This is a genomic window from Providencia sp. NPDC089933 (assembly GCF_049545585.1).
GTDB classification, from domain to species: domain Bacteria; phylum Pseudomonadota; class Gammaproteobacteria; order Enterobacterales; family Enterobacteriaceae; genus Providencia; species Providencia huashanensis.
Genome location: NZ_JBMWDT010000004.1, coordinates 41174 through 60908, shown reverse-complemented (window position 1 = coordinate 60908; position 19735 = coordinate 41174). Strand labels below are relative to the sequence as shown.

General features: G+C 39.3%; 18 protein-coding genes. 10 read left to right on the top strand and 8 right to left on the bottom strand.

Annotated elements, in window-relative coordinates:
• The first annotated feature begins 1 nt into the window (after position 1).
• From ftsQ to lpxC, 4 genes are all read left to right on the top strand, one after another.
• Complete coding sequence (gene ftsQ, locus ACPEH5_RS07465) at positions 2-808, top strand: cell division protein FtsQ (RefSeq protein ID WP_042845113.1); 807 nt, start codon at positions 2-4, stop codon at positions 806-808.
• A gap of 29 nt (positions 809-837) precedes the next feature.
• Entirely contained in the window at positions 838-2094 is a 1257-nt protein-coding gene (ftsA, locus tag ACPEH5_RS07460; RefSeq protein ID WP_042845112.1) for a cell division protein FtsA, read from the top strand.
• A 60-nt stretch (positions 2095-2154) separates the two neighbouring features.
• On the top strand, positions 2155-3312 hold the full coding sequence (gene ftsZ / locus ACPEH5_RS07455) for a cell division protein FtsZ (RefSeq protein ID WP_042845111.1): 1158 nt from the start codon (positions 2155-2157) through the stop codon (positions 3310-3312).
• 100 nt (positions 3313-3412) lie between these two features.
• Positions 3413-4330, top strand: a complete 918-nt coding sequence (lpxC, locus tag ACPEH5_RS07450; RefSeq protein ID WP_042845110.1) for a UDP-3-O-acyl-N-acetylglucosamine deacetylase — start codon at positions 3413-3415, stop codon at positions 4328-4330.
• A gap of 36 nt (positions 4331-4366) precedes the next feature.
• Here lpxC and ACPEH5_RS07445 read toward each other — a convergent pair whose 3' ends face one another.
• A complete protein-coding gene (locus ACPEH5_RS07445; RefSeq protein ID WP_129466220.1) occupies positions 4367-4888 on the bottom strand; it encodes a DUF721 domain-containing protein in 522 nt (173 codons plus the stop codon).
• 83 nt (positions 4889-4971) lie between these two features.
• On the opposite strand from ACPEH5_RS07445, the gene secM reads away from it, so the two are divergent.
• The 3 genes from secM (at position 4972) to mutT (ending at position 8765) form a co-directional block, all read left to right on the top strand.
• Positions 4972-5499 (top strand): secA translation cis-regulator SecM, encoded by a 528-nt coding sequence (secM, locus tag ACPEH5_RS07440; RefSeq protein WP_042845101.1) that lies wholly within the window; start codon positions 4972-4974, stop codon positions 5497-5499.
• A 99-nt stretch (positions 5500-5598) separates the two neighbouring features.
• A complete protein-coding gene (secA, locus tag ACPEH5_RS07435; protein ID WP_042845099.1) occupies positions 5599-8310 on the top strand; it encodes a preprotein translocase subunit SecA in 2712 nt (903 codons plus the stop codon).
• A 65-nt stretch (positions 8311-8375) separates the two neighbouring features.
• Positions 8376-8765, top strand: coding sequence for an 8-oxo-dGTP diphosphatase MutT (gene mutT, locus ACPEH5_RS07430; RefSeq protein ID WP_166685530.1), 390 nt, complete (start codon positions 8376-8378; stop codon positions 8763-8765).
• Positions 8766-8895: 130 nt separating this feature from the next.
• Here the strand turns inward: mutT and yacG are convergent, their stop codons facing one another.
• The 7 genes from yacG to ampD form a co-directional block, all read right to left on the bottom strand.
• The gene (gene yacG / locus ACPEH5_RS07425) at positions 8896-9093 is read right to left on the bottom strand and encodes a DNA gyrase inhibitor YacG (protein ID WP_042845096.1); all 198 of its coding nucleotides are present in this window, start codon (positions 9091-9093) and stop codon (positions 8896-8898) included.
• Between the two features lie 15 nt (positions 9094-9108).
• A complete protein-coding gene (gene zapD, locus ACPEH5_RS07420) occupies positions 9109-9867 on the bottom strand; it encodes a cell division protein ZapD (RefSeq protein WP_042845094.1) in 759 nt (252 codons plus the stop codon).
• Positions 9868-9875: 8 nt separating this feature from the next.
• A complete protein-coding gene (gene coaE, locus ACPEH5_RS07415; RefSeq protein ID WP_042845092.1) occupies positions 9876-10481 on the bottom strand; it encodes a dephospho-CoA kinase in 606 nt (201 codons plus the stop codon).
• A 165-nt stretch (positions 10482-10646) separates the two neighbouring features.
• Positions 10647-11834, bottom strand: coding sequence for a type II secretion system F family protein (locus ACPEH5_RS07410; RefSeq protein ID WP_129466217.1), 1188 nt, complete (start codon positions 11832-11834; stop codon positions 10647-10649).
• 2 nt (positions 11835-11836) lie between these two features.
• On the bottom strand, positions 11837-13234 hold the full coding sequence (locus ACPEH5_RS07405) for an ATPase, T2SS/T4P/T4SS family (RefSeq protein ID WP_129466216.1): 1398 nt from the start codon (positions 13232-13234) through the stop codon (positions 11837-11839).
• A 12-nt stretch (positions 13235-13246) separates the two neighbouring features.
• Positions 13247-13672, bottom strand: a complete 426-nt coding sequence (ppdD, locus tag ACPEH5_RS07400) for a prepilin peptidase-dependent pilin (protein WP_042845088.1) — start codon at positions 13670-13672, stop codon at positions 13247-13249.
• A gap of 272 nt (positions 13673-13944) precedes the next feature.
• The gene (gene ampD, locus ACPEH5_RS07395) at positions 13945-14487 is read right to left on the bottom strand and encodes a 1,6-anhydro-N-acetylmuramyl-L-alanine amidase AmpD (RefSeq protein ID WP_370661217.1); all 543 of its coding nucleotides are present in this window, start codon (positions 14485-14487) and stop codon (positions 13945-13947) included.
• Between the two features lie 106 nt (positions 14488-14593).
• Between ampD and nadC the strand changes: the two genes are divergently transcribed.
• From nadC to aceE, 3 genes are all read left to right on the top strand, one after another.
• Entirely contained in the window at positions 14594-15496 is a 903-nt protein-coding gene (nadC, locus tag ACPEH5_RS07390; protein WP_042845085.1) for a carboxylating nicotinate-nucleotide diphosphorylase, read from the top strand.
• Between the two features lie 623 nt (positions 15497-16119).
• Complete coding sequence (pdhR, locus tag ACPEH5_RS07385; protein ID WP_042845083.1) at positions 16120-16890, top strand: pyruvate dehydrogenase complex transcriptional repressor PdhR; 771 nt, start codon at positions 16120-16122, stop codon at positions 16888-16890.
• A gap of 172 nt (positions 16891-17062) precedes the next feature.
• The gene (gene aceE, locus ACPEH5_RS07380) at positions 17063-19729 is read left to right on the top strand and encodes a pyruvate dehydrogenase (acetyl-transferring), homodimeric type (RefSeq protein ID WP_042845081.1); all 2667 of its coding nucleotides are present in this window, start codon (positions 17063-17065) and stop codon (positions 19727-19729) included.
• Positions 19730-19735 lie beyond the last annotated feature (6 nt).

Here is a 19735-nt window from a genome sequence, read left to right as displayed (position 1 = left end):
TATGTCGCAGGCAGCATTAAACGTTAAACATCATAACCATAAGAACGATGAAGACCCAAGTTCAGGGCCAAGTAATGGTGCATTTTTAGGTGGGTTATTTTTCTTCCTAATTGTTGTAAGTACTATCATTTGGAGTGGTTGGATGGTAACGACATGGATGAAAGATGCAGATAGGCTACCCATGTCTAAGTTGGTTCTAACAGGGGAGCGTCATTACACCAAAAATGATGATGTTAGAAAGGCAATTTTAGCATTAGGGCAACCAGGTACGTTTATGACAGTTGATGTCAATGCTATCCAAAATCAAATAAGCATGATGCCTTGGATACGCCAAGTTACAGTGCGCAAACAATGGCCTGACGAATTAAAGATTCACATTGTTGAGTATCGTCCATTTGCAAGGTGGAATGATCAAAACATGGTAGATGGAGAGGGGCGGGTATTTAGTTTACCGGTCAGCGAAAATGGGAAAGGCGACTATGTGTTGCTGTATGGCCCACAAGGTAGCCAAAAAGAAGTTCTTAAAGAATTTGCAGTATTTAAGAATACGTTAGCTGCACATAACTTAAAACTAAAGTCACTCTCTATGACTGCTAGGCATGCATGGCAAATTATTTTAGACAACGATGTCAGAATTGAACTGGGTAAAAAAGATGTTTCAGAGCGGCTAAACAGGTTCCTTGAACTTTATCCGCTTTTGCAGCAAACGACGGATAAACGAGTTGATTATGTTGACTTACGTTATACCAGTGGTGCTGCGGTGGGTTGGGCACCACTATTGGTCGATGCTCCACCGAGTTTACAATAATGACTAATAACTCTAATTAGGCAGAAGAAATGATTAAAGCAACGGACAGAAAATTAGTGGTAGGCCTTGAAATTGGAACTTCCAAGGTATCAGCCCTTGTTGGCGAAATTCTGCCCGATGGTATGGTTAATATTATTGGGGTGGGAAGTTGTCCATCTCGCGGAATGGACAAAGGTGGCGTAAACGACCTTGAATCAGTGGTAAAATGTGTCCAAAGAGCGATTGATCAGGCTGAATTAATGGCAGATTGCCAAATATCTTCAGTATATCTTGCGTTATCGGGTAAGCATGTTAGCTGCCAAAATGAAATTGGTATGGTGCCAGTTTCAGAAGAAGAAGTGACACAAGAAGATGTTGATAGTGTGGTACATACTGCAAAATCAGTTCGTGTTCGTGATGAACACAGAATATTGCACGTAATTCCACAAGAGTTCGCGATAGATTACCAAGAAGGGATTAAAAACCCGGTTGGGTTATCGGGTGTACGTATGCAAGCCAAAGTACATCTGATCACCTGCCATAATGATATGGCGAAGAACATAGTCAAAGCAGTTGAGCGTTGTGGGTTAAAAGTCGATCAGCTTATTTTTGCGGGTCTTGCTGCAAGCTATAGCGTGTTAACTGAAGATGAGCGTGAGTTAGGCGTTTGTGTCGTCGATATTGGTGGCGGTACAATGGATATGGCAGTTTATACGGGGGGCGCTTTACGCCACACTAAGGTTATTCCATACGCAGGTAATGTGGTGACTAGTGATATCGCTTATGCTTTCGGAACACCGCCAACAGATGCAGAGGCAATCAAAGTGCGTCATGGTTGTGCAGTAGGTTCGATTGTCAGTAAAGATGAGACCGTAGAAGTGCCTAGTGTGGGTGGTCGTCCACCTAGAAGTTTACAGCGTCAAACCTTAGCAGAAGTTATCGAGCCACGGTATACTGAGCTGTTAAACTTAGTAAATGAAGAAATTTTAAATTTACAGGAACAGTTACGCCAACAAGGTGTCAAACACCATTTGGCCGCTGGTATCGTGTTGACTGGTGGAGCAGCTCAAATCGATGGTTTAGTCGAATGTGCTCAAAAAGTGTTCCATACGCAAGTGCGAATTGGTACACCGCTCAACATCACAGGATTAACGGATTATGCACAGGAGCCATACTATTCAACTGCGGTTGGGCTTCTGCACTACGGTAAAGAAAGCCATTTAGGCGATGATACCGAAATAGAAAAACGAGCATCAGTGAGCGGGTGGTTTAGTAAAATAACTAGCTGGCTGAGAAAAGAATTTTAATTTTTATAAAGAAGCATATTATTAGCTTCAAAAGTAGTAAGCACAAAACGGAGAGACATTATGTTTGAACCAATGGAGCTAACCAACGATGCGGTGATTAAAGTCATCGGCGTTGGGGGCGGCGGCGGTAATGCCGTTGAACACATGGTGCGTGAACGTATTGAAGGCGTTGAGTTCTTCGCTGTCAATACAGACGCACAGGCACTGCGTAAAACCGCAGTTGGACAAACTATCCAGATCGGTACAGGTATTACCAAAGGTCTGGGTGCTGGCGCAAACCCTGAAGTCGGCCGTAATGCCGCTGAAGAAGATCGTGAAGCTCTGCGTAATGCATTAGATGGCGCAGATATGGTCTTTATCGCAGCAGGTATGGGCGGTGGTACAGGAACTGGGGCTGCTCCAGTTGTTGCCGAGGTAGCCAAAGAACTGGGTATTCTGACAGTTGCTGTTGTGACTAAGCCTTTCAATTTTGAAGGTAAAAAGCGCATGGCATTTGCAGAAGCGGGGATTACTGAGTTATCAAAACACGTAGACTCACTGATCACCATCCCAAATGATAAATTATTGAAAGTACTTGGTCGTGGTATCTCGTTACTAGATGCTTTTGGTGCGGCAAATGACGTACTTAAAGGTGCAGTACAAGGTATCGCTGAACTGATTACACGCCCAGGTTTGATGAACGTAGACTTCGCTGACGTACGTACAGTCATGTCAGAAATGGGCTACGCGATGATGGGTTCAGGTGTCGCTCGTGGTGAAGATAGAGCAGAAGAAGCGGCTGAAATGGCCATTTCTAGCCCACTACTTGAAGATATCGACCTGTCTGGTGCGCGTGGTGTGTTGGTTAACATCACCGCTGGTTTCGACCTGCGCTTGGATGAGTTTGAGACGGTAGGTAATACTATCCGTGCTTTCGCATCTGATAATGCGACGGTAGTAATCGGTACTTCTCTAGACCCAGAAATGCACGAAGAGCTGCGCGTCACTGTTGTTGCTACGGGTATTGGTATGGACAAACGTCCAGAAATTACCTTAGTCAGCAATAAGATGTCTCAGCAGACGTCAATGGAGCAACGTTATCAGCAAATGCAAAATAGCATGTCTTCATTAACAGAAGAGAAACCAGCAGCTAAAGCGGTTAATGACCAAAATACGCAAACAAATAAAGAACCAGATTATCTTGATATTCCTGCGTTCTTGCGTAAGCAGGCCGATTAATTTTAATTTATATTGGTTTCTCCGCTTTTTGTGCTAAAATTTCCTACTGGTTATCCTGTAAGATAATCAGTAGGACTTATAACATTGCGAGAAAAATACGATGATCAAACAAAGGACATTAAAACGTATAATTACAGCGACTGGTGTCGGTCTACATACCGGCAAAAAAGTTACGCTTACTTTACGTCCAGCGCCGGCCAATACCGGGGTCATCTACCGTCGTACTGACCTTAATCCACCGGTTGATTTTCCGGCAGATGCGAAATCAGTTCGCGATACTATGTTATGTACTTGCTTAGTCAACGAAGATAACGTACGTATTTCAACTGTTGAGCATTTGAATGCTGCCTTAGCAGGGTTAGGTATCGATAACATTGTTATTGAAGTCAATGCGCCTGAAATCCCTATTATGGATGGCAGTGCAGCACCATTTGTTTTCTTACTGCTTGATGGCGGTATCGAAGAGTTAAATTGTGCAAAGAAATTTTTGCGTATTAAAGAAACTGTACGTGTTGAAGATGGTGATAAATGGGCAGAGATGAAACCTTATAATGGGTTTAGTCTTGATTTCACTATTGATTTCCAACACCCGGCTATTGATAGCAGCACACAACGCTATTCACTTGATTTCTCTGCGGAATCATTTGTTAATCAAATCAGCCGAGCACGTACTTTTGGTTTTATGCGTGATATTGAATATCTGCAATCAAAAGGCTTATGCTTAGGCGGTAGTTTCGACTGCGCTATCGTTGTTGATGACTATAAAGTTCTTAACGAAGATGGCTTACGTTTTGAAGATGAATTCGTTCGTCACAAAATGTTGGATGCAATAGGTGACTTATTCATGTGTGGGCATAACATTATTGGCGCATTTACTGCGTTCAAATCTGGTCATGCACTGAATAACAAACTTCTACAAGCGGTTTTAGCGAAAGAGTCCGCTTGGGATCTTGTTACCTTTGAAGATGAAGCTCAATTGCCAGTGGCATTTAAAGCCCCTTCAGCTGTATACGCATAACGTTGGTTATGCGGCTATCACCGAAAATAATCGGGGTTAGCCCTTTCTGTTGGCTGTGCTAGTACTCTCTCCGGCTAGTGCAGCCAGCCGCTCAAACCTTTCTTTTAACCCTTTTGGGCTATTCTCCGCTAATTTTAATAATGTTAGTGCTGTTTGCGTGCTTATCTGACGGTTGTTCATTTTTTGACTCGCTGAGTCTGTTTGCTTAGTTACTGAACTATTTTGCTTCGATTTTCGCATTAGATCGGGATTGATTCTGATGTCGATAGAAGATAAAGATGGTAGAATAGATGTCCTTAATGCAGAAAGAAGGTTTATTTTTTCATAATTAAGGCGGGTCATCCAGCTGGCATTAGCCACTTCGAGGACCATAACATTGTTACGGTAGTTTGCAACACGGCACATTGGTTTGATTTCACTAGGAAGTAAGCCTTTTACTGCGCGGTTCAGTTTAACAATGGCTTTTGCATTGCGCTGAATTGTCTGCAACGTGCTCGATGATGTTGCCAATGACCCTTCAAGAACATCAAAAAGTGCTTGGGGATGACTATCTCTCATTTTTGGCTCCAGCTAACAATGTGCAATGATAAAACGTATAGACAGATAATAGCATTGTCACGAATTGATGATATAAGAGTTTAATGGGCATTTTAAATTTTTGGCGACAACTTGGTAGAAAATACTTTTGGTCCCACCTATTATTAGGTGTGGTTGCCACGGGTGTCGGCTTGCCTACAATTTTAAATGCATTATCTGAGTCTCAATTAACACAAATTAACTCTTCACCAGTTAATCGCCAAAGTCAGGCGGTTAATGCGTTTGATAATTTATTTGCTCAGCAAAATTCTCAACGTTCTTCATCCTCATCCTCTTTTTCGGTTAATTATTGGCAGCAACATGCGGTAAGAAATGTCATCCGTCAGTTAACTTTTGCCTTTTCAGCAACCGAAGATGACGATGCAAGTACGGCCAAAAAAGAATCAGAACAACTTATTGTACCACAATTGATGTTAGATACGTTGTATGCCATGTTGGCTCAGCGTTCACTTCAATGGGATGAACGTATTGTTCAAGTTAATCATTATGATTACCCTCACTTTATTTCCTACCAACCTGCGATGTGGGTGGCACAAGTCCATGGTATTCGTGCAGGGCCGTTAACTTCTTAATCTCCCTCATAAAGTATCAGCAGATATCGCTGTATTATTTTATGGCATAACAATGAATAAAAAATTAAATAACTAATTGATATATTAGAGATTAAAGATATGTTAACAAAGATCCTAACCAAAGTTTTTGGTAGCCGTAACGACCGCACACTACGCCGCTTACGCAAAGAAGTTGAAAAAATTAACCGTTTAGAGCCTGATTTCGAAAAGTTATCGGATGATGAACTAAAAGCTAAAACAATTGAGTTTCGTGAGCGTCTAGAGAAAAACGAAAGCTTAGAAAGCATCATTCCTGAAGCGTTCGCTACGGTACGTGAAGCGAGTCGACGTGTATTTGGTATGCGTCACTTTGATGTACAGTTAATTGGTGGGATGGTACTGAATGAACGCTGTATCGCTGAAATGCGCACAGGTGAAGGTAAAACACTTACCGCAACGTTACCTGCATATATTAACGCATTAAGTGGCAAAGGTGTTCATGTTGTAACAGTAAACGACTACTTAGCAAAACGAGATGCGGAAAATAACCGCCCATTATTTGAGTTCTTAGGCTTAACGGTGGGTATTAACTTACCGGGTATGGCTCCTCCAGCGAAACGCGAAGCGTATGCTGCGGATATTACTTATGGAACTAATAACGAGTTTGGCTTCGACTACTTACGTGACAACATGGCGTTTAGTCCTGAAGAACGCGTTCAACGTAAGCTTCATTATGCTTTAGTGGATGAGGTTGACTCAATCCTTATCGATGAAGCTCGTACACCTCTAATTATCTCAGGTCCTGCTGAAGATAGCTCAGAATTGTACCAAAAAGTGGATAAACTAATTCCACATCTGCAACGCCAAGAAAAAGAAGACTCCGATACTTTCCAAGGGGAAGGTCATTTTTCGGTTGATGAAAAGGCACGTCAAGTTACCATTACTGAGCGTGGGCTAGTATTAATCGAAGAGTTATTGGCAAAAGAAGGCTTAATGGCTGAAGGAGAGTCGTTATATTCTCCATCTAACATTATGTTAATGCACCATGTTATGGCTGGCTTACGTGCGCATGCTTTATTTACGTTAGACGTTGATTATATTGTAAAAGATGGCCAAATTGTTATTGTCGACGAACATACAGGTCGTACAATGGAAGGGCGTCGTTGGTCTGATGGTTTGCACCAAGCTGTTGAAGCGAAAGAAGGTGTTGAAATCCAAAATGAAAACCAGACACTCGCGTCTATAACATTCCAAAATTACTTCCGTTTGTATGAAAAACTAGCCGGTATGACGGGTACCGCAGATACAGAAGCGTTTGAATTTAGCTCTATTTATAAACTTGATACCATCGTTATTCCAACTAACCGCCCAATGGTTCGTAAAGATTTACCTGATCTGGTTTATATGAATGAAGCAGATAAATTCGCTGCAATTATTGAAGATATCCGTGAAAGAACTGCCAATGGTCAGCCAGTACTGGTCGGTACTATTTCGATTGAAAAATCAGAGCTAATTTCTAATGCATTGAAAAAAGCTAAGATTGCGCACAATGTTCTTAATGCTAAATTCCACGCAATGGAAGCTGATATTATCGCCAATGCGGGTCAAGCGGGTGCTGTCACCATTGCAACGAACATGGCGGGGCGTGGTACTGATATTATGTTGGGTGGTAGCTGGCAATCTGAAATTGCCGCTTTGGAAGACCCAACTCAAGAACAAATTGATGAAATCAAAGCCCAATGGAAAATTCGTCATGATGCAGTATTAGCATCCGGCGGTTTACATATCATTGGTACAGAGCGTCATGAGTCTCGCCGTATTGATAACCAGTTACGAGGCCGTGCTGGTCGTCAAGGGGATGCAGGTTCATCACGTTTCTACTTATCGATGGAAGATGCACTTATGCGCATTTTCGCCTCTGACCGTGTCACTGGGATGATGAAAAAACTGGGGATGAAACCTGGTGAAGCAATAGAGCATCCATGGGTCACTAAAGCGATTGCGAATGCGCAACGTAAAGTTGAAAGCCGTAACTTTGATATTCGTAAACAATTACTTGAGTATGATGATGTAGCGAGCGACCAACGTCGTGCTATCTATACTCAGCGTAATGAATTGTTGGATGGTGGTGATATCAAGGAAACCGTTGATAGCATTCGTGAAGATGTATTCACAACAACAATGGATGCATATATTCCTCCGCAATCATTAGAAGAAATGTGGGATATTGAAGGGCTACATCAGCGTTTAGTTAATGATTTTGACCTCGATTTACCAATCAAAGAGTGGTTAGATAAAGAACCAGAACTGCACGAGGAAACATTGCGTGAACGTATCATGGCAAAAGCCATTGAAGTTTATGATCGCAAAGAAGAAATTGTCGGTGCAGAAGCAATGCGTAACTTTGAAAAAGGGGTAATGTTGCAAACATTAGATACCTTATGGAAAGAGCATTTAGCTTCAATGGATTATTTACGTCAAGGTATTCATTTACGTGGTTATGCCCAAAAAGACCCGAAACAAGAATATAAACGTGAGTCTTTCAGCATGTTTGCAAATATGCTTGAAGCACTGAAATATGAGGTGATCAGTACGTTATCTAAAGTACAAGTTCGTTTACCTGAAGAGGTCGAAGCTTTAGAACAACAGCGCCGTGAAGAAGCAGAGCGTTTAGCGAAGAAACAACAACTTAGTCACGAAGCAGGTTCGGAATCTTTAATGACTGAAACTGAAGCCAAAATAGCAACACAAGGCCATAAAATCGGTCGTAATGACCCATGTCCTTGTGGCTCAGGTAAAAAGTATAAGCAATGCCATGGCCGCTTAAACTAATTCGTTGTTAAAAATATCAATACTATAAAAAAGGCGGGGGTACCCGCCTTTTTGGTGAAGAAATAATGGAAAAAAAACATTTGCATATTGCAGCTGGGATTATACGCAATTCACAGCAGCAAATTTTTATTACTAAACGCCCAGAAGGTACTCACATGGCTGGTTTTTGGGAGTTTCCGGGCGGCAAGCTTGAAAAAGGAGAATTACCAGAAGCGGCATTAATCCGTGAACTTGAAGAAGAAGTTGGCATTATTGTCACTCAAAGTGAATTATTTCACCGCGTTGACCATGAGTTTGATGATCGGTTTATTACACTTTACTTCTTTATGGTTTCCGCATGGGATAATGAACCTTATGGTAAAGAAGGGCAGGTTTCACGTTGGGTTGCTCAACAAGATCTGGTTGCGGATGAATTCCCACCAGCAAACCGTGTTATTGTTGATATGCTAAGGTAAAATCGGGTAGTTTTTAGCCCGGTACTAATTGAGGCCTAAACATAAAGAATCGTACCTGAAAGCATAATAAGTGGAAAATACATAAGGGGATAATCACCATATTTTGTATTTTCCACCTAAATTATAGATATTACTTATCGGGTTGTTCACTCCAATCATCGCTGTCAGATATGTCACCTTGACTCGCAATGCGTTTTTCTTCACTTGCCCATTCACCAAGATCAATAAGTTGGCAACGTTTACTGCAAAAAGGTCGATAAGGGCTAGTTTCATCCCAGACCACTATTTTTTTGCATGTGGGGCAATTTACCTCAATAATTTCACTCATAAATTATAACTCTAGCTAGCAACAGGATAATTCAAAATTAATTACGTCTGGTAGTATACCATTCTCACTGTCAATATGCAGGAAACGTAGAGCAAACCGTGTTTTGTGCCCTGAGATTTGCGGGTAAATCAGGTATTCTGTAGATAGCTTGATACGCAACAATTCTTTGCCTTCTACATTATCTTGGTAGAAGCCATTATTAGACTCTCTGACTTCGAATTTTCCACTTTGCCGAATTAAAGTAAGAACAGTTTTTAATGCGTCATTTAGAGGCTCAATACTTTGTAGCCAGCCGTTAATCGCTTTATCTCGTTCAACTTGAGGGATATTTAACCAGAGTTGTAATGTAGGAAGATCAAAACTACAGCATCCTCCAGGAATGCTTAGGCGTTGGCGCACCATACTAATAATTTTATCTGTACGTAAGTGATGACCAAAACGAGGCGCAGACATTAAATGGGAAATTTTACCGGATAATTGTTCTAATAATGAGGAAATCAATTCATTATCTGCGTTAGGGGCTTCAGCCCAATTGGATAACCGAGTCCGTTGTTTTTCAAGTTCTTTAATTAGCTCAGAACGAACTTCCCCTCTATCGAGAATTTCAATTAATTCTGAAACAGAGCGAAAAAAAGCGATACCTGAAGAATAAGAGGTAATATTACTAAGCTCATAAATTTGAGATAAAAGTGTTTCAAGGCGCAACCATGAACGGATCTTTTCATTCATCGGATACTCATAAGTAATAAAATTTGTTGCAATTAGTTCGCCCATTTTTATTCCTATTTTTTTATTTTTGCTAATGCTAAATATTGATTGTGTAGAATTGCTACCTTATCTGAAATATCTGTGTCGTTAGTGTGGTTTGTAATTATGTCATCGGCATAAGATAGACGTTTTTCACGGCTTACCTGCGCATTTAGTATATTCGTTATTTGCTCAAGACTGGTATTATCTCTTTTCAGGGTTCGCTGAATTTGTTCTTCGGGTGTTACATCTACAATTAACACTCTATTAGCCAAATGATAAATATTATTTTCAATTAATAATGGAACAACCCAGAGCACGTAAGGGTAATTTGCTTGTTGGAATTGCTTTTGTGTTTCTTGCTGAATAAGGGGGTGTAGCAGTGCATTCAACCATTTTTTTTCATTAGGGTTAGAGAAAATAATTTCCCTGAGCTTACGCCGGTTGAGAGAGCCATTAGGGAGAATAACCTCTTCACCAAAATGAGATTTAATGGTTTCTAATGCTGGTGTATTTGGCTCTACGACCTGACGCGCGATGACATCCGCATCGACAAGAGGGACACCGTATTTTGCAAACTCGTTTGCAACCGTTGTCTTTCCGCTACCAATACCACCTGTCAAAGCAACTATATAGGGCATAAAATTATTCATTTATTCATCGAAGAAAAATAGATTACACTGAAACAATCAGTTTGTCTTTACTCAATTTTGTATTAATTTTACTAGTTAAAAATAACTAGTGAAAGTATGCCATATGATATTGATATTCTGTAAATATAACAATTGTATCTTTATTAAAATAAGTTATAACCCAGTTATTACATTACCTAAATTAAATATCGGCAAATACATCGCTAACATAATCGTACCGACTAAAATTGCAATAAAAACCAATAAAATAGGCTCTAGGTTTTTGAGCGATTTTTCAGTTAAAAATAGATATTGCTCTGAATAATATTTAAATAAATATTGGGTGAAATACTGAAGCTTTCCTGACTCTTCAGCAATAGAGAGTAGCTGTACAGATAAATCAGGGAAGAATTTAGTGTGCTTCATTGCATAAGAAAGTAATTCCCCTTGGTGTACAGAGGTTTGTATTTGCCTACAATCTTTATTGTATTGGTAATTGCTGATAGTTTGAATAGTGCAATTTAAGCATTCAGATAATGATAATCCGACTCTTAATGTTGAGTGCATGGTTAAAAAATAAAGGCTTAAGTAATGGGTTTGTATTAAATCTTTGAGTAATGGTATGCGCATCATGACTCTATTTAAAATAGATTTAAGTGTAAATTTAAATTTAACTGTTAATACTGATAAAATGAAAAATATAAATAACAGAATGATTGATTTTTCTTGTATATATTCAGAGGTAAAAATAACAACTTTAGTAACAAAAGGTAATTCATGTTGAAAATTACCATATATACTTTCAAATTGAGGGACAACATAGTACATCATAATTATTAATAGTAAGATTGAAAATAGTGATAGTGCGATTGGATAACGTATTGCTTTTTTGATAAGTAATGCATTTTTTTCATTGTGTTCTAACATTGTGCTAATAACTTGAAAGCTTTCATCGTAACGCCCTGTTTTTTCGGCAACAATTATTAGGCTGACTATTGTGTTATTAAAAATAAGAGGGTGCTTAGTTAGATGCTGTGAAAGCTTATCGCCTTTTTCTAGGTTTTCAATTGAATTTTCTATCATGTTTTGCCAATAAGGAAGGTGGCAATTAGATAGTAGTATTTTTAGGCATTGAACTAGGTTAATACCTGAAGATGTCAATATACTTAATTGGTGAAAGAAATGTATTCGATAATCTATATTCTCACGATTTAAAATAAAAATCATTTTAAATTTAATTTTTAATGGGGTTAGGTTATTTTTAGTAATTGCCAAAAAAGCATTTTTCTTACTACTGGCTAAAAGGTTTTTTTTAATTAAATTGTTGTTACTGTCAATAGCAATATATGAATAAATAAACATAATTATAGTTTTCCATGCCCAATAACAGAATAAATTTCTTGCAGAGTTGTTTCACCTGATTCAACTAAAGTTAGGCCTGCTTTAAATAAGTTATCGAAACCCTCTATGCTAGAGGGCTGACCAGAAAATAATTTGCCTATCTTTGGTTGATCGATATACTCATAAATAGCGGTTCTGCCCATAAAGCCAGAGAAGCAGAGCTCACACCCTTTAGACGACCACTGATTAATAATTAGATCATCATTCAGTTTAACGGGCTGCGCTGTAATTCCTTTACAATAAGGGCAAAGCTTTCTTACTAACCTTTGTGCTATTACCATTTTTAAACACGATTTTAATTCAATATGACTAACGCCTAGCTGATTCATGCGCTCTATCGCACTAAAGGTACAATTAGTATGTAATGTTGATAAAACTAAATGCCCTGTTTGTGCGGCACGCGTGGCAATTTTAGCGGTTTCTTCATCTCTAATTTCCCCAATCATAATAATATCTGGGTCTTGTCTTAGTAATGCTCTCAGAATAAAAGCGAAGCTAAGATCATATTTTTCATTGACTTGAGTTTGATTGACCCCTTGTAAAGGGATCTCAATTGGGTCTTCGATGGTTGAGATATTTCTAGAGGACTTATTTAAATATTCAAGGGCACTATACAACGTTACTGTTTTACCGCTACCTGTAGGGCCTGTAACTAAAATTAACCCTTGTGGCTGATTTAGATAGTCTTGTAGTGAAGAAAGAAGGGAAGAGCACATCCCAATGTGCTCTAAAGAATATTTTAACTGTGTATTCAAAATGCGTAATACTAGTTTTTCACCATGAAGAGTTGGAATACTTGATAGGCGGATACTGTAATTTTTCCCATCAAAATGCCAACTCATTTGCCCATCTTGTGGACGCCGTTTTTCTGCGATATTCATTTTTGCGAGTATTTTTATACGAGCAATGATTTCATTGTTAATTTCATATGGTGGGGAAGGGATAAAATATAATTTCCCATCAACCCGCAACCTAATCTTTAACCCTTGTTTGGTAGGTTCAAGATGGATGTCCGATGAACGTTTATGAACAGCGGTTTTTAGTAGGTCCTCAACAAAATCAACAGCGGGTGAGCTAACATTAAGGGACTCAGCCTCTTTAGGTTGATATTGAGTCTCTTCTTCTTTTATTTGATGTATTTCACTGTTGAAATAATGGTCGATTTTCTCTTTTGGCCAAATATCGTAGCAAACGGGTACACTTGCAATAAATTTTAGTGTGGCAATTAAATTGTCATTAGGCTTTTTTGCGACAGCGATAGATAACCTTTTGTGATTATAATCAATTATGATCATATAGTTTCTATCACATATATTTTTTAACTCTTTTAAAATATATTGCTTGTCCTTGAGTGTGTTCATGAAAACTCCTAATTAAAATACAAATGTTTTTTCACATAATGATTTTAAATTTGCATCAGTTTTACTTTCACAAAGAACTGACCATTTAAAAGGCATGCTATTTGCTGGGATTGACGGTGTTAAGGTTATATTAAGTGCTGATAGTGACTTATCACCCGTTAATTTAATAACCCCAGACTTTACTTCTATTTTACTAATGTACTTTCCTGTTATATTAGTAGGTATGTTATTATTTCCATTATTACATTGTGATAAACTTCCTTGCTCAAAACTACACAGTTCTATACTACTTTTATAGGGGAGCACCATTTGTAGTACATCTGTCATCGCAGCTTTTTGCATATACCCTTGATAACCAGGAATAGCAATAGCACTAAGTATAGAAATGATTGCGATGACTACCATTATTTCGATAAGAGAAAAACCTTGCTGATTCATAATTAAAACCTCTTTTGTTTAGTGAGGTTTAATCATAATTAATTTTTTTTAATAAACTTATCGATAAATAAAAAAATAGAAAGCGTTTTGTAAGTTTTGTAGTGTGAAAGGATGCGTTACATTATTTTTTTTCGAGTGGCTTCGCAATAAAAAAAGAATTGCTTTTAAAACAGTGTTAGGTAATGAATTGTTATATAAGATAAGTTCGGTGCTATTAACAGCTAATATATATTAAAATAAAAATATTAGCTGTTAATTAAGTATAATAACTATTAACGTTTTAATTTATTTTTATATTTTTGCCAATCGAAAAATGGGCCTGGGTCTGTTTTCCTTTCAGGGGCTATATCACTGTGACCAGTAATATTATGTTTAATTAATGGGTACACAGAAATAAGCAACTGGGTTAGTTGGGCAAGAGACTGGTATTGCGCTTCAGTGAATGGTTCAAAATCTGTACCTTCCAGCTCAATGCCAATTGAAAAATCATTACATTTTTCTTTGCCTTGGTAGCTAGATTGCCCTGCATGCCAAGCTCGTAAATGAAAAGGTACATATTGAACGATCGCACCATCACGGCGTATTAAGCAGTGTGCAGAAACACGAAGGTGTTTGATTTCTTCAAAAAAGGGGTGTTCTTTAGGGTTTAACTTCCCTGTAAAGAGTTGATCAATATAAGGTCCACCAAACCTACCGGGGGGGAGGCTAATATTATGGATAACCAAAAGAGAAGGAATAACATTCTCAGGGCGTTGGTCGTGGTGTGGGGAAGGGATATGAGTCACATTATTTAGCCAACCATCATGTATTTTCATATCGTTATCCATAGTATTCTCTTTTCTTTTTTGTTAATACTCGTTATCTGCGAATGAAAAGATTAGCATAGATAAAATAAGACGGGTGCATATTTTGGAGTTATAAATGCCTATACGACGTTATGATGAACAGCAAAGACGTACAATTCTTCAGGCAAGATTGGATACGGATATTCCATTTATGGTTGGTGTTGCTCTGAAAGAAGATTTAGGTCAGGTCATTGATTATAAAAGGGATATAACAGGTCAGTTATTGAATGCGGATACTCAAGCGACAGCACGCATTATCACCCGTGAAAATGGGGTCTTTTGCGGGAAACAATGGTTAGAAGAGGTGTTTCTTCAACTAGGGGGGCAAGTCAAAATTGACTGGAAAGTACAAGATGGCGAAGTTGTTACGCCAAACCAAGTATTGTGTGAGATGCATGGCCCATCACAAATTTTATTAACTGGCGAACGTACTGCGTTGAACTTTATTCAAACACTTTCATCGGTATCAAGTGTAACCGCGCAGTATGTGAAACAAATCGAGGGGACGAAAGCTAAACTGCTTGATACCCGTAAAACCATACCTGGGCTGAGAACCGCTTTAAAGTATGCTGTGCTGATGGGCGGTGGTTTTAACCATCGACTAGGGTTGTCTGACGCTTATCTAATAAAAGAGAACCATATTATCTCCGCAGGGTCTGTTGAGCGCGCTGTTGAGTTAGCTCGCCAAGCTCACCCTGATGTACCGATTGAGATCGAAGTTGAAAGTTTAGCTGAGCTATTACGTGCTTTGAAGGCAGAGGCTGACATCATTATGTTAGATAACTTCACTTCAATGATGATGAAAGAAGCCGTAGTACTCACCGCAGGGAAAGCAGCACTTGAGGTCTCAGGGGATGTTACATTAAATACAATAAAGGAATTCGCGGAAACAGGGGTTGATTTTATTTCTGTAGGGGCATTGACTAAGCATATTAAAGCAATGGATTTATCAATGCGCTTTGTTGAAAGTAAAGTATAAATTGGCCTTTCTTTTACTTTTAAAATTAATTAGATCAAAGAGTTAGTGGAATCGGAGGGCGGTAAAATGTCATTATTTTTGTCGCCCCATGATTAAACTAAATAAATAGGCTTGCGCCTATCCGCAATATTGAAATATTAGCGTGTTATTCTATTCATTACTTCCATTTTATTCTGAAGTTTTATGGTAAAAAAAGTGTGTTATCAACACACTGTGTTTCACTTAAGTCAGGGTTAACTCTTTTGTTAACATTTTCATTACAATAGATAGTGTTTTTTAGAGCCTGAATATAGGTTGGTTTTTATTATCGATTACTTATTCAAAAAATATGAATTTAAATTTAAAGAATGACTTACTTTAACGCTTCAGCTTTTGTTTTTTAGCATAAAAAATCGGTTTTAATGTTAAAAATATTCATATGTGATTGGTTATTAAGTTATCAAATCATGCTAAATATTAAAAAAAATTGTTAAGATTTGCAGGATTTTATGATTTAGCGCAAGGTCTTTATGGACAGATAGTGAATACTTTGTTACTTTATTACCCCATAAGAAAATTGGTATTACCAATTAACACTGGGTAATACCTAATCAATAATTACTCACTAATGAATATGGCAGATTATGACTTACGGTAAAATTCGCCAACCAAAGTTATCAGATGTGATAGAGCAACGACTCGAACATCTTATTTTCGAAGGGACACTAAGGCCCGGCGAAAAGCTGCCTCCTGAGCGTGAACTTGCCAAGCAATTCGACGTATCTAGGCCATCAGTGCGTGAAGCAATTCAAACGTTAGAAGCTAAAGGGCTTCTATCTCGTCGCCAAGGTGGCGGCACTTTCGTTCAAAAGAAAATGTGGCAAAGCTTCAGTGATCCTTTAGCCCAACTACTTGAAGGTAATCCCGAATCTCAATTCGATCTGCTTGAAACTCGCCATGCCCTCGAAGGTATTGCAGCTTATTATGCTGCACTTCGCGGCACTGAAGAGGATCTTGAACGAATTCGGCAAAGCTATGAACTAATTAAGACAGCACAAGAAAATGGCGGCCTAGAAGCTGAGTCAGATGCCGTATTGCAATATCAATTAATTGTGACGGAAGCTGCCCATAATGTTGTGCTATTACACCTATTGCGTTGCATGATCCCAATGCTAGAACAAAATATTCGTCAGAATTTTGAGTTCTTATATACCCGTAAAGAAATGTATAAAGCAGTTAGTGAACATAGAGCCCAGATTTTTGCAGCTATAATGGCAAGAGAGCCAGAAAAAGCGCGTGAAGCTTCTCATCGTCATTTAGCTTTTATCGAAGATTTGTTATTGGATATCAGCCGTGAACAGACAAGACGAGAACGTTCTTTACGTCGGTTACAGCAACATCCTGATTTAAATTAATAATATAGATCCTGACTGCTGCGTCTATATTATTGTGAATACTCTAAACGAGAGTTAAAGCGGCAACTACATCAGGGCCTATCTTCCCGCTATTTTTAGTCATATTGGGAAAATGGCAGGAAGATAGGCTCCATATAACCATATAAAATAGATAACAGATAAGGAATACACCATGTCAGATATGCTAAAAAATGACGTGGATCCGATTGAAACTCGCGACTGGCTACAGGCGATTGAATCGGTCATCCGTGAAGAAGGTGTTGATCGTGCTCAGTTTATTATCGAACAGGTATTAAGCGAAGCGCGTAAAGGCGGTGTTAATATTGCCGCTGGTGCATCTGGTCGTTCTGATTACATCAACACAATTGCTGTTGAAGATGAGCCGGCATACCCTGGTAACATGGATTTAGAGCGCCGTATTCGCTCGGCAATTCGCTGGAACGCAGTAATGACTGTTCTGCGGGCTTCTAAAAAAGACTTAGAACTGGGTGGCCATATGGCTTCTTACCAGTCATCAGCAACCTTATATGAAGTATGCTTCAACCACTTCTTCCGCGCTCATAATAACAATGATGGCGGTGACTTAGTATTTTTCCAAGGTCATATCTCTCCGGGGATCTACGCACGTGCTTTCTTAGAAGGTCGTCTAACTGAAGAGCAAATGAACAATTTCCGTCAAGAAATTGGCGGCAATGGTCTGTCTTCTTACCCGCACCCTAAATTAATGCCTGATTTCTGGCAGTTCCCAACCGTATCAATGGGGCTGGGGCCAATTAATGCTATTTATCAAGCTAAATTCCTGAAATACCTAAACAACCGTGGTCTGAAAGATACATCCGCTCAGCGTGTGTATGCATTCCTTGGTGATGGTGAGATGGATGAGCCAGAATCTAAAGGTGCAATTACTATTGCAACACGTGATCAATTAGATAACTTAGTTTTCGTTATTAACTGTAACCTGCAACGTCTGGATGGCCCAGTTACAGGTAACGGTAAAATTGTTAACGAATTAGAAGGTGTCTTTAGTGGCGCTGGCTGGCAAGTTATCAAAGTGATGTGGGGCGACCGTTGGGATGAACTGCTGCGTAAAGATACGAGTGGCAAACTTGTTCAACTGATGAACGAAACCTTAGACGGTGACTACCAAACCTTTAAATCACGTGATGGCGCATATGTCCGTGAGCACTTCTTCAACCGCTACCCTGAAACGGCTGCATTAGTTAAAGATATGACTGATGATGAGATTTGGGCACTGAACCGCGGTGGTCATGATCCGAAGAAAGTGTATGCAGCATTCAAAAAAGCACAAGAAACCAAAGGCAAACCAACTGTTATCTTAGCTCAAACCATTAAAGGTTATGGTATGGGTGAAACAGCAGAAGGTAAAAACATTGCGCACCAAGTGAAAAAAATGAACATGGATGGCGTTCGTCATTTCCGTGATCAATTCAATGTTCCAGTCGCTGATGAGCAAATCGAAAAACTGCCTTACGTTACTTTTGAAAAAGATTCAGAGGAATACAAATATCTGCACGAGCGCCGTCAAGCGCTGGGTGGTTATTTACCTGCTCGTCGTTCAACTTTTGATGAGAAGTTGGAAATCCCTGCACTGGAAGATTTCAGCCAATTATTAGAAGAACAATCGAAAGAAATTTCGACCACGATCGCTTTCGTTCGTGCATTGAACGTTATGTTGAAAAACAAGTCTATCAAAGAGCGTTTAGTGCCAATCATCGCTGATGAAGCGCGTACTTTTGGTATGGAAGGTCTATTCCGTCAAATTGGTATTTATAGCCCGAAAGGCCAGCAATACACACCACAAGACAGAGAACAAGTCGCATACTATAAAGAAGATTCGAAAGGTCAAATCCTGCAAGAAGGTATCAATGAATTGGGTGCAGGTTCTTCTTGGTTAGCTGCTGCAACATCTTACAGCACTAACAACTTGCCGATGATCCCATTCTATATCTACTACTCAATGTTTGGTTTCCAACGTATTGGTGACTTAATGTGGGCAGCGGGTGACCAACAAGCACGTGGCTTCTTGATTGGTGGTACTTCAGGTCGTACAACGCTAAATGGTGAAGGTTTACAACACGAAGATGGCCATAGCCATATTCAATCACTGACAATCCCTAACTGTATTTCTTATGACCCAGCATTTGCTTATGAAGTTGCTGTGATCATGCAAAACGGTTTAGAGCGCATGTACGGTGAAAAACAAGAGAACGTGTATTACTACATCACAACTCTGAACGAAAACTATCATATGCCTGCAATGCCAGAAGGTGTAGAAGAAGGTATCCGTAAAGGTATCTATAAACTGGCTTCAGTTGAAGGTAGTAAAGGCAAAGTTCAGTTGTTAGGTTCAGGTTCTATGATGCGTCATGTGCGTGAAGCGGCGGATATTCTGTCTGCAGATTATGGCATCGGCTCTGATGTATACAGCGTGACTTCATTTACTGAATTGGCGCGTGATGGCCAAGACTGTGAGCGTTGGAATATGCTACACCCATCTGAAGCTCCACGTGTTCCATATATCGCACAAGTGATGAACGATGCACCAGCAGTAGCGTCAACTGACTACATGAAACTGTTTGCTGAACAAGTTCGTACTTATGTACCAGCAAGTGACTACCGTGTTCTGGGTACAGATGGCTTCGGTCGTTCAGATAGCCGTGAAAACTTACGTCACCACTTTGAAGTGGATACTAGCTATGTGATCGTTGCAGCATTAGGTGAATTAGCTAAACGTGGTGAGATTGATGTTAAGGTCGTTGAAGAAGCGATCAAAAAATACAACATCAACCCAGATAAAGTTAACCCACGTTTGGCATAAGAGGTA

What these genes read in the sequence shown, in the direction of transcription:
- zapD (WP_042845094.1), bottom strand. Translation starts at nt 9,867, where the DNA reads ATGGGCGAACTAATTGCAACAAATTTTATTACTTATGAGTATCCGATG.
- secM (WP_042845101.1), top strand. Translation starts at nt 4,972, where the DNA reads ATGGGCATTTTAAATTTTTGGCGACAACTTGGTAGAAAATACTTTTGG.
- pdhR (WP_042845083.1), top strand. Translation starts at nt 16,120, where the DNA reads ATGACTTACGGTAAAATTCGCCAACCAAAGTTATCAGATGTGATAGAG.
- ACPEH5_RS07445 (WP_129466220.1), bottom strand. Translation starts at nt 4,888, where the DNA reads ATGAGAGATAGTCATCCCCAAGCACTTTTTGATGTTCTTGAAGGGTCA.
- aceE (WP_042845081.1), top strand. Translation starts at nt 17,063, where the DNA reads ATGTCAGATATGCTAAAAAATGACGTGGATCCGATTGAAACTCGCGAC.
- secA (WP_042845099.1), top strand. Translation starts at nt 5,599, where the DNA reads ATGTTAACAAAGATCCTAACCAAAGTTTTTGGTAGCCGTAACGACCGC.
- yacG (WP_042845096.1), bottom strand. Translation starts at nt 9,093, where the DNA reads ATGAGTGAAATTATTGAGGTAAATTGCCCCACATGCAAAAAAATAGTG.
- ACPEH5_RS07410 (WP_129466217.1), bottom strand. Translation starts at nt 11,834, where the DNA reads ATGTTTATTTATTCATATATTGCTATTGACAGTAACAACAATTTAATT.
- ftsQ (WP_042845113.1), top strand. Translation starts at nt 2, where the DNA reads ATGTCGCAGGCAGCATTAAACGTTAAACATCATAACCATAAGAACGAT.
- mutT (WP_166685530.1), top strand. Translation starts at nt 8,376, where the DNA reads ATGGAAAAAAAACATTTGCATATTGCAGCTGGGATTATACGCAATTCA.
- nadC (WP_042845085.1), top strand. Translation starts at nt 14,594, where the DNA reads ATGCCTATACGACGTTATGATGAACAGCAAAGACGTACAATTCTTCAG.
- ftsA (WP_042845112.1), top strand. Translation starts at nt 838, where the DNA reads ATGATTAAAGCAACGGACAGAAAATTAGTGGTAGGCCTTGAAATTGGA.
- ppdD (WP_042845088.1), bottom strand. Translation starts at nt 13,672, where the DNA reads ATGAATCAGCAAGGTTTTTCTCTTATCGAAATAATGGTAGTCATCGCA.
- coaE (WP_042845092.1), bottom strand. Translation starts at nt 10,481, where the DNA reads ATGCCCTATATAGTTGCTTTGACAGGTGGTATTGGTAGCGGAAAGACA.
- ampD (WP_370661217.1), bottom strand. Translation starts at nt 14,487, where the DNA reads ATGAAAATACATGATGGTTGGCTAAATAATGTGACTCATATCCCTTCC.
- ftsZ (WP_042845111.1), top strand. Translation starts at nt 2,155, where the DNA reads ATGTTTGAACCAATGGAGCTAACCAACGATGCGGTGATTAAAGTCATC.
- ACPEH5_RS07405 (WP_129466216.1), bottom strand. Translation starts at nt 13,234, where the DNA reads ATGAACACACTCAAGGACAAGCAATATATTTTAAAAGAGTTAAAAAAT.
- lpxC (WP_042845110.1), top strand. Translation starts at nt 3,413, where the DNA reads ATGATCAAACAAAGGACATTAAAACGTATAATTACAGCGACTGGTGTC.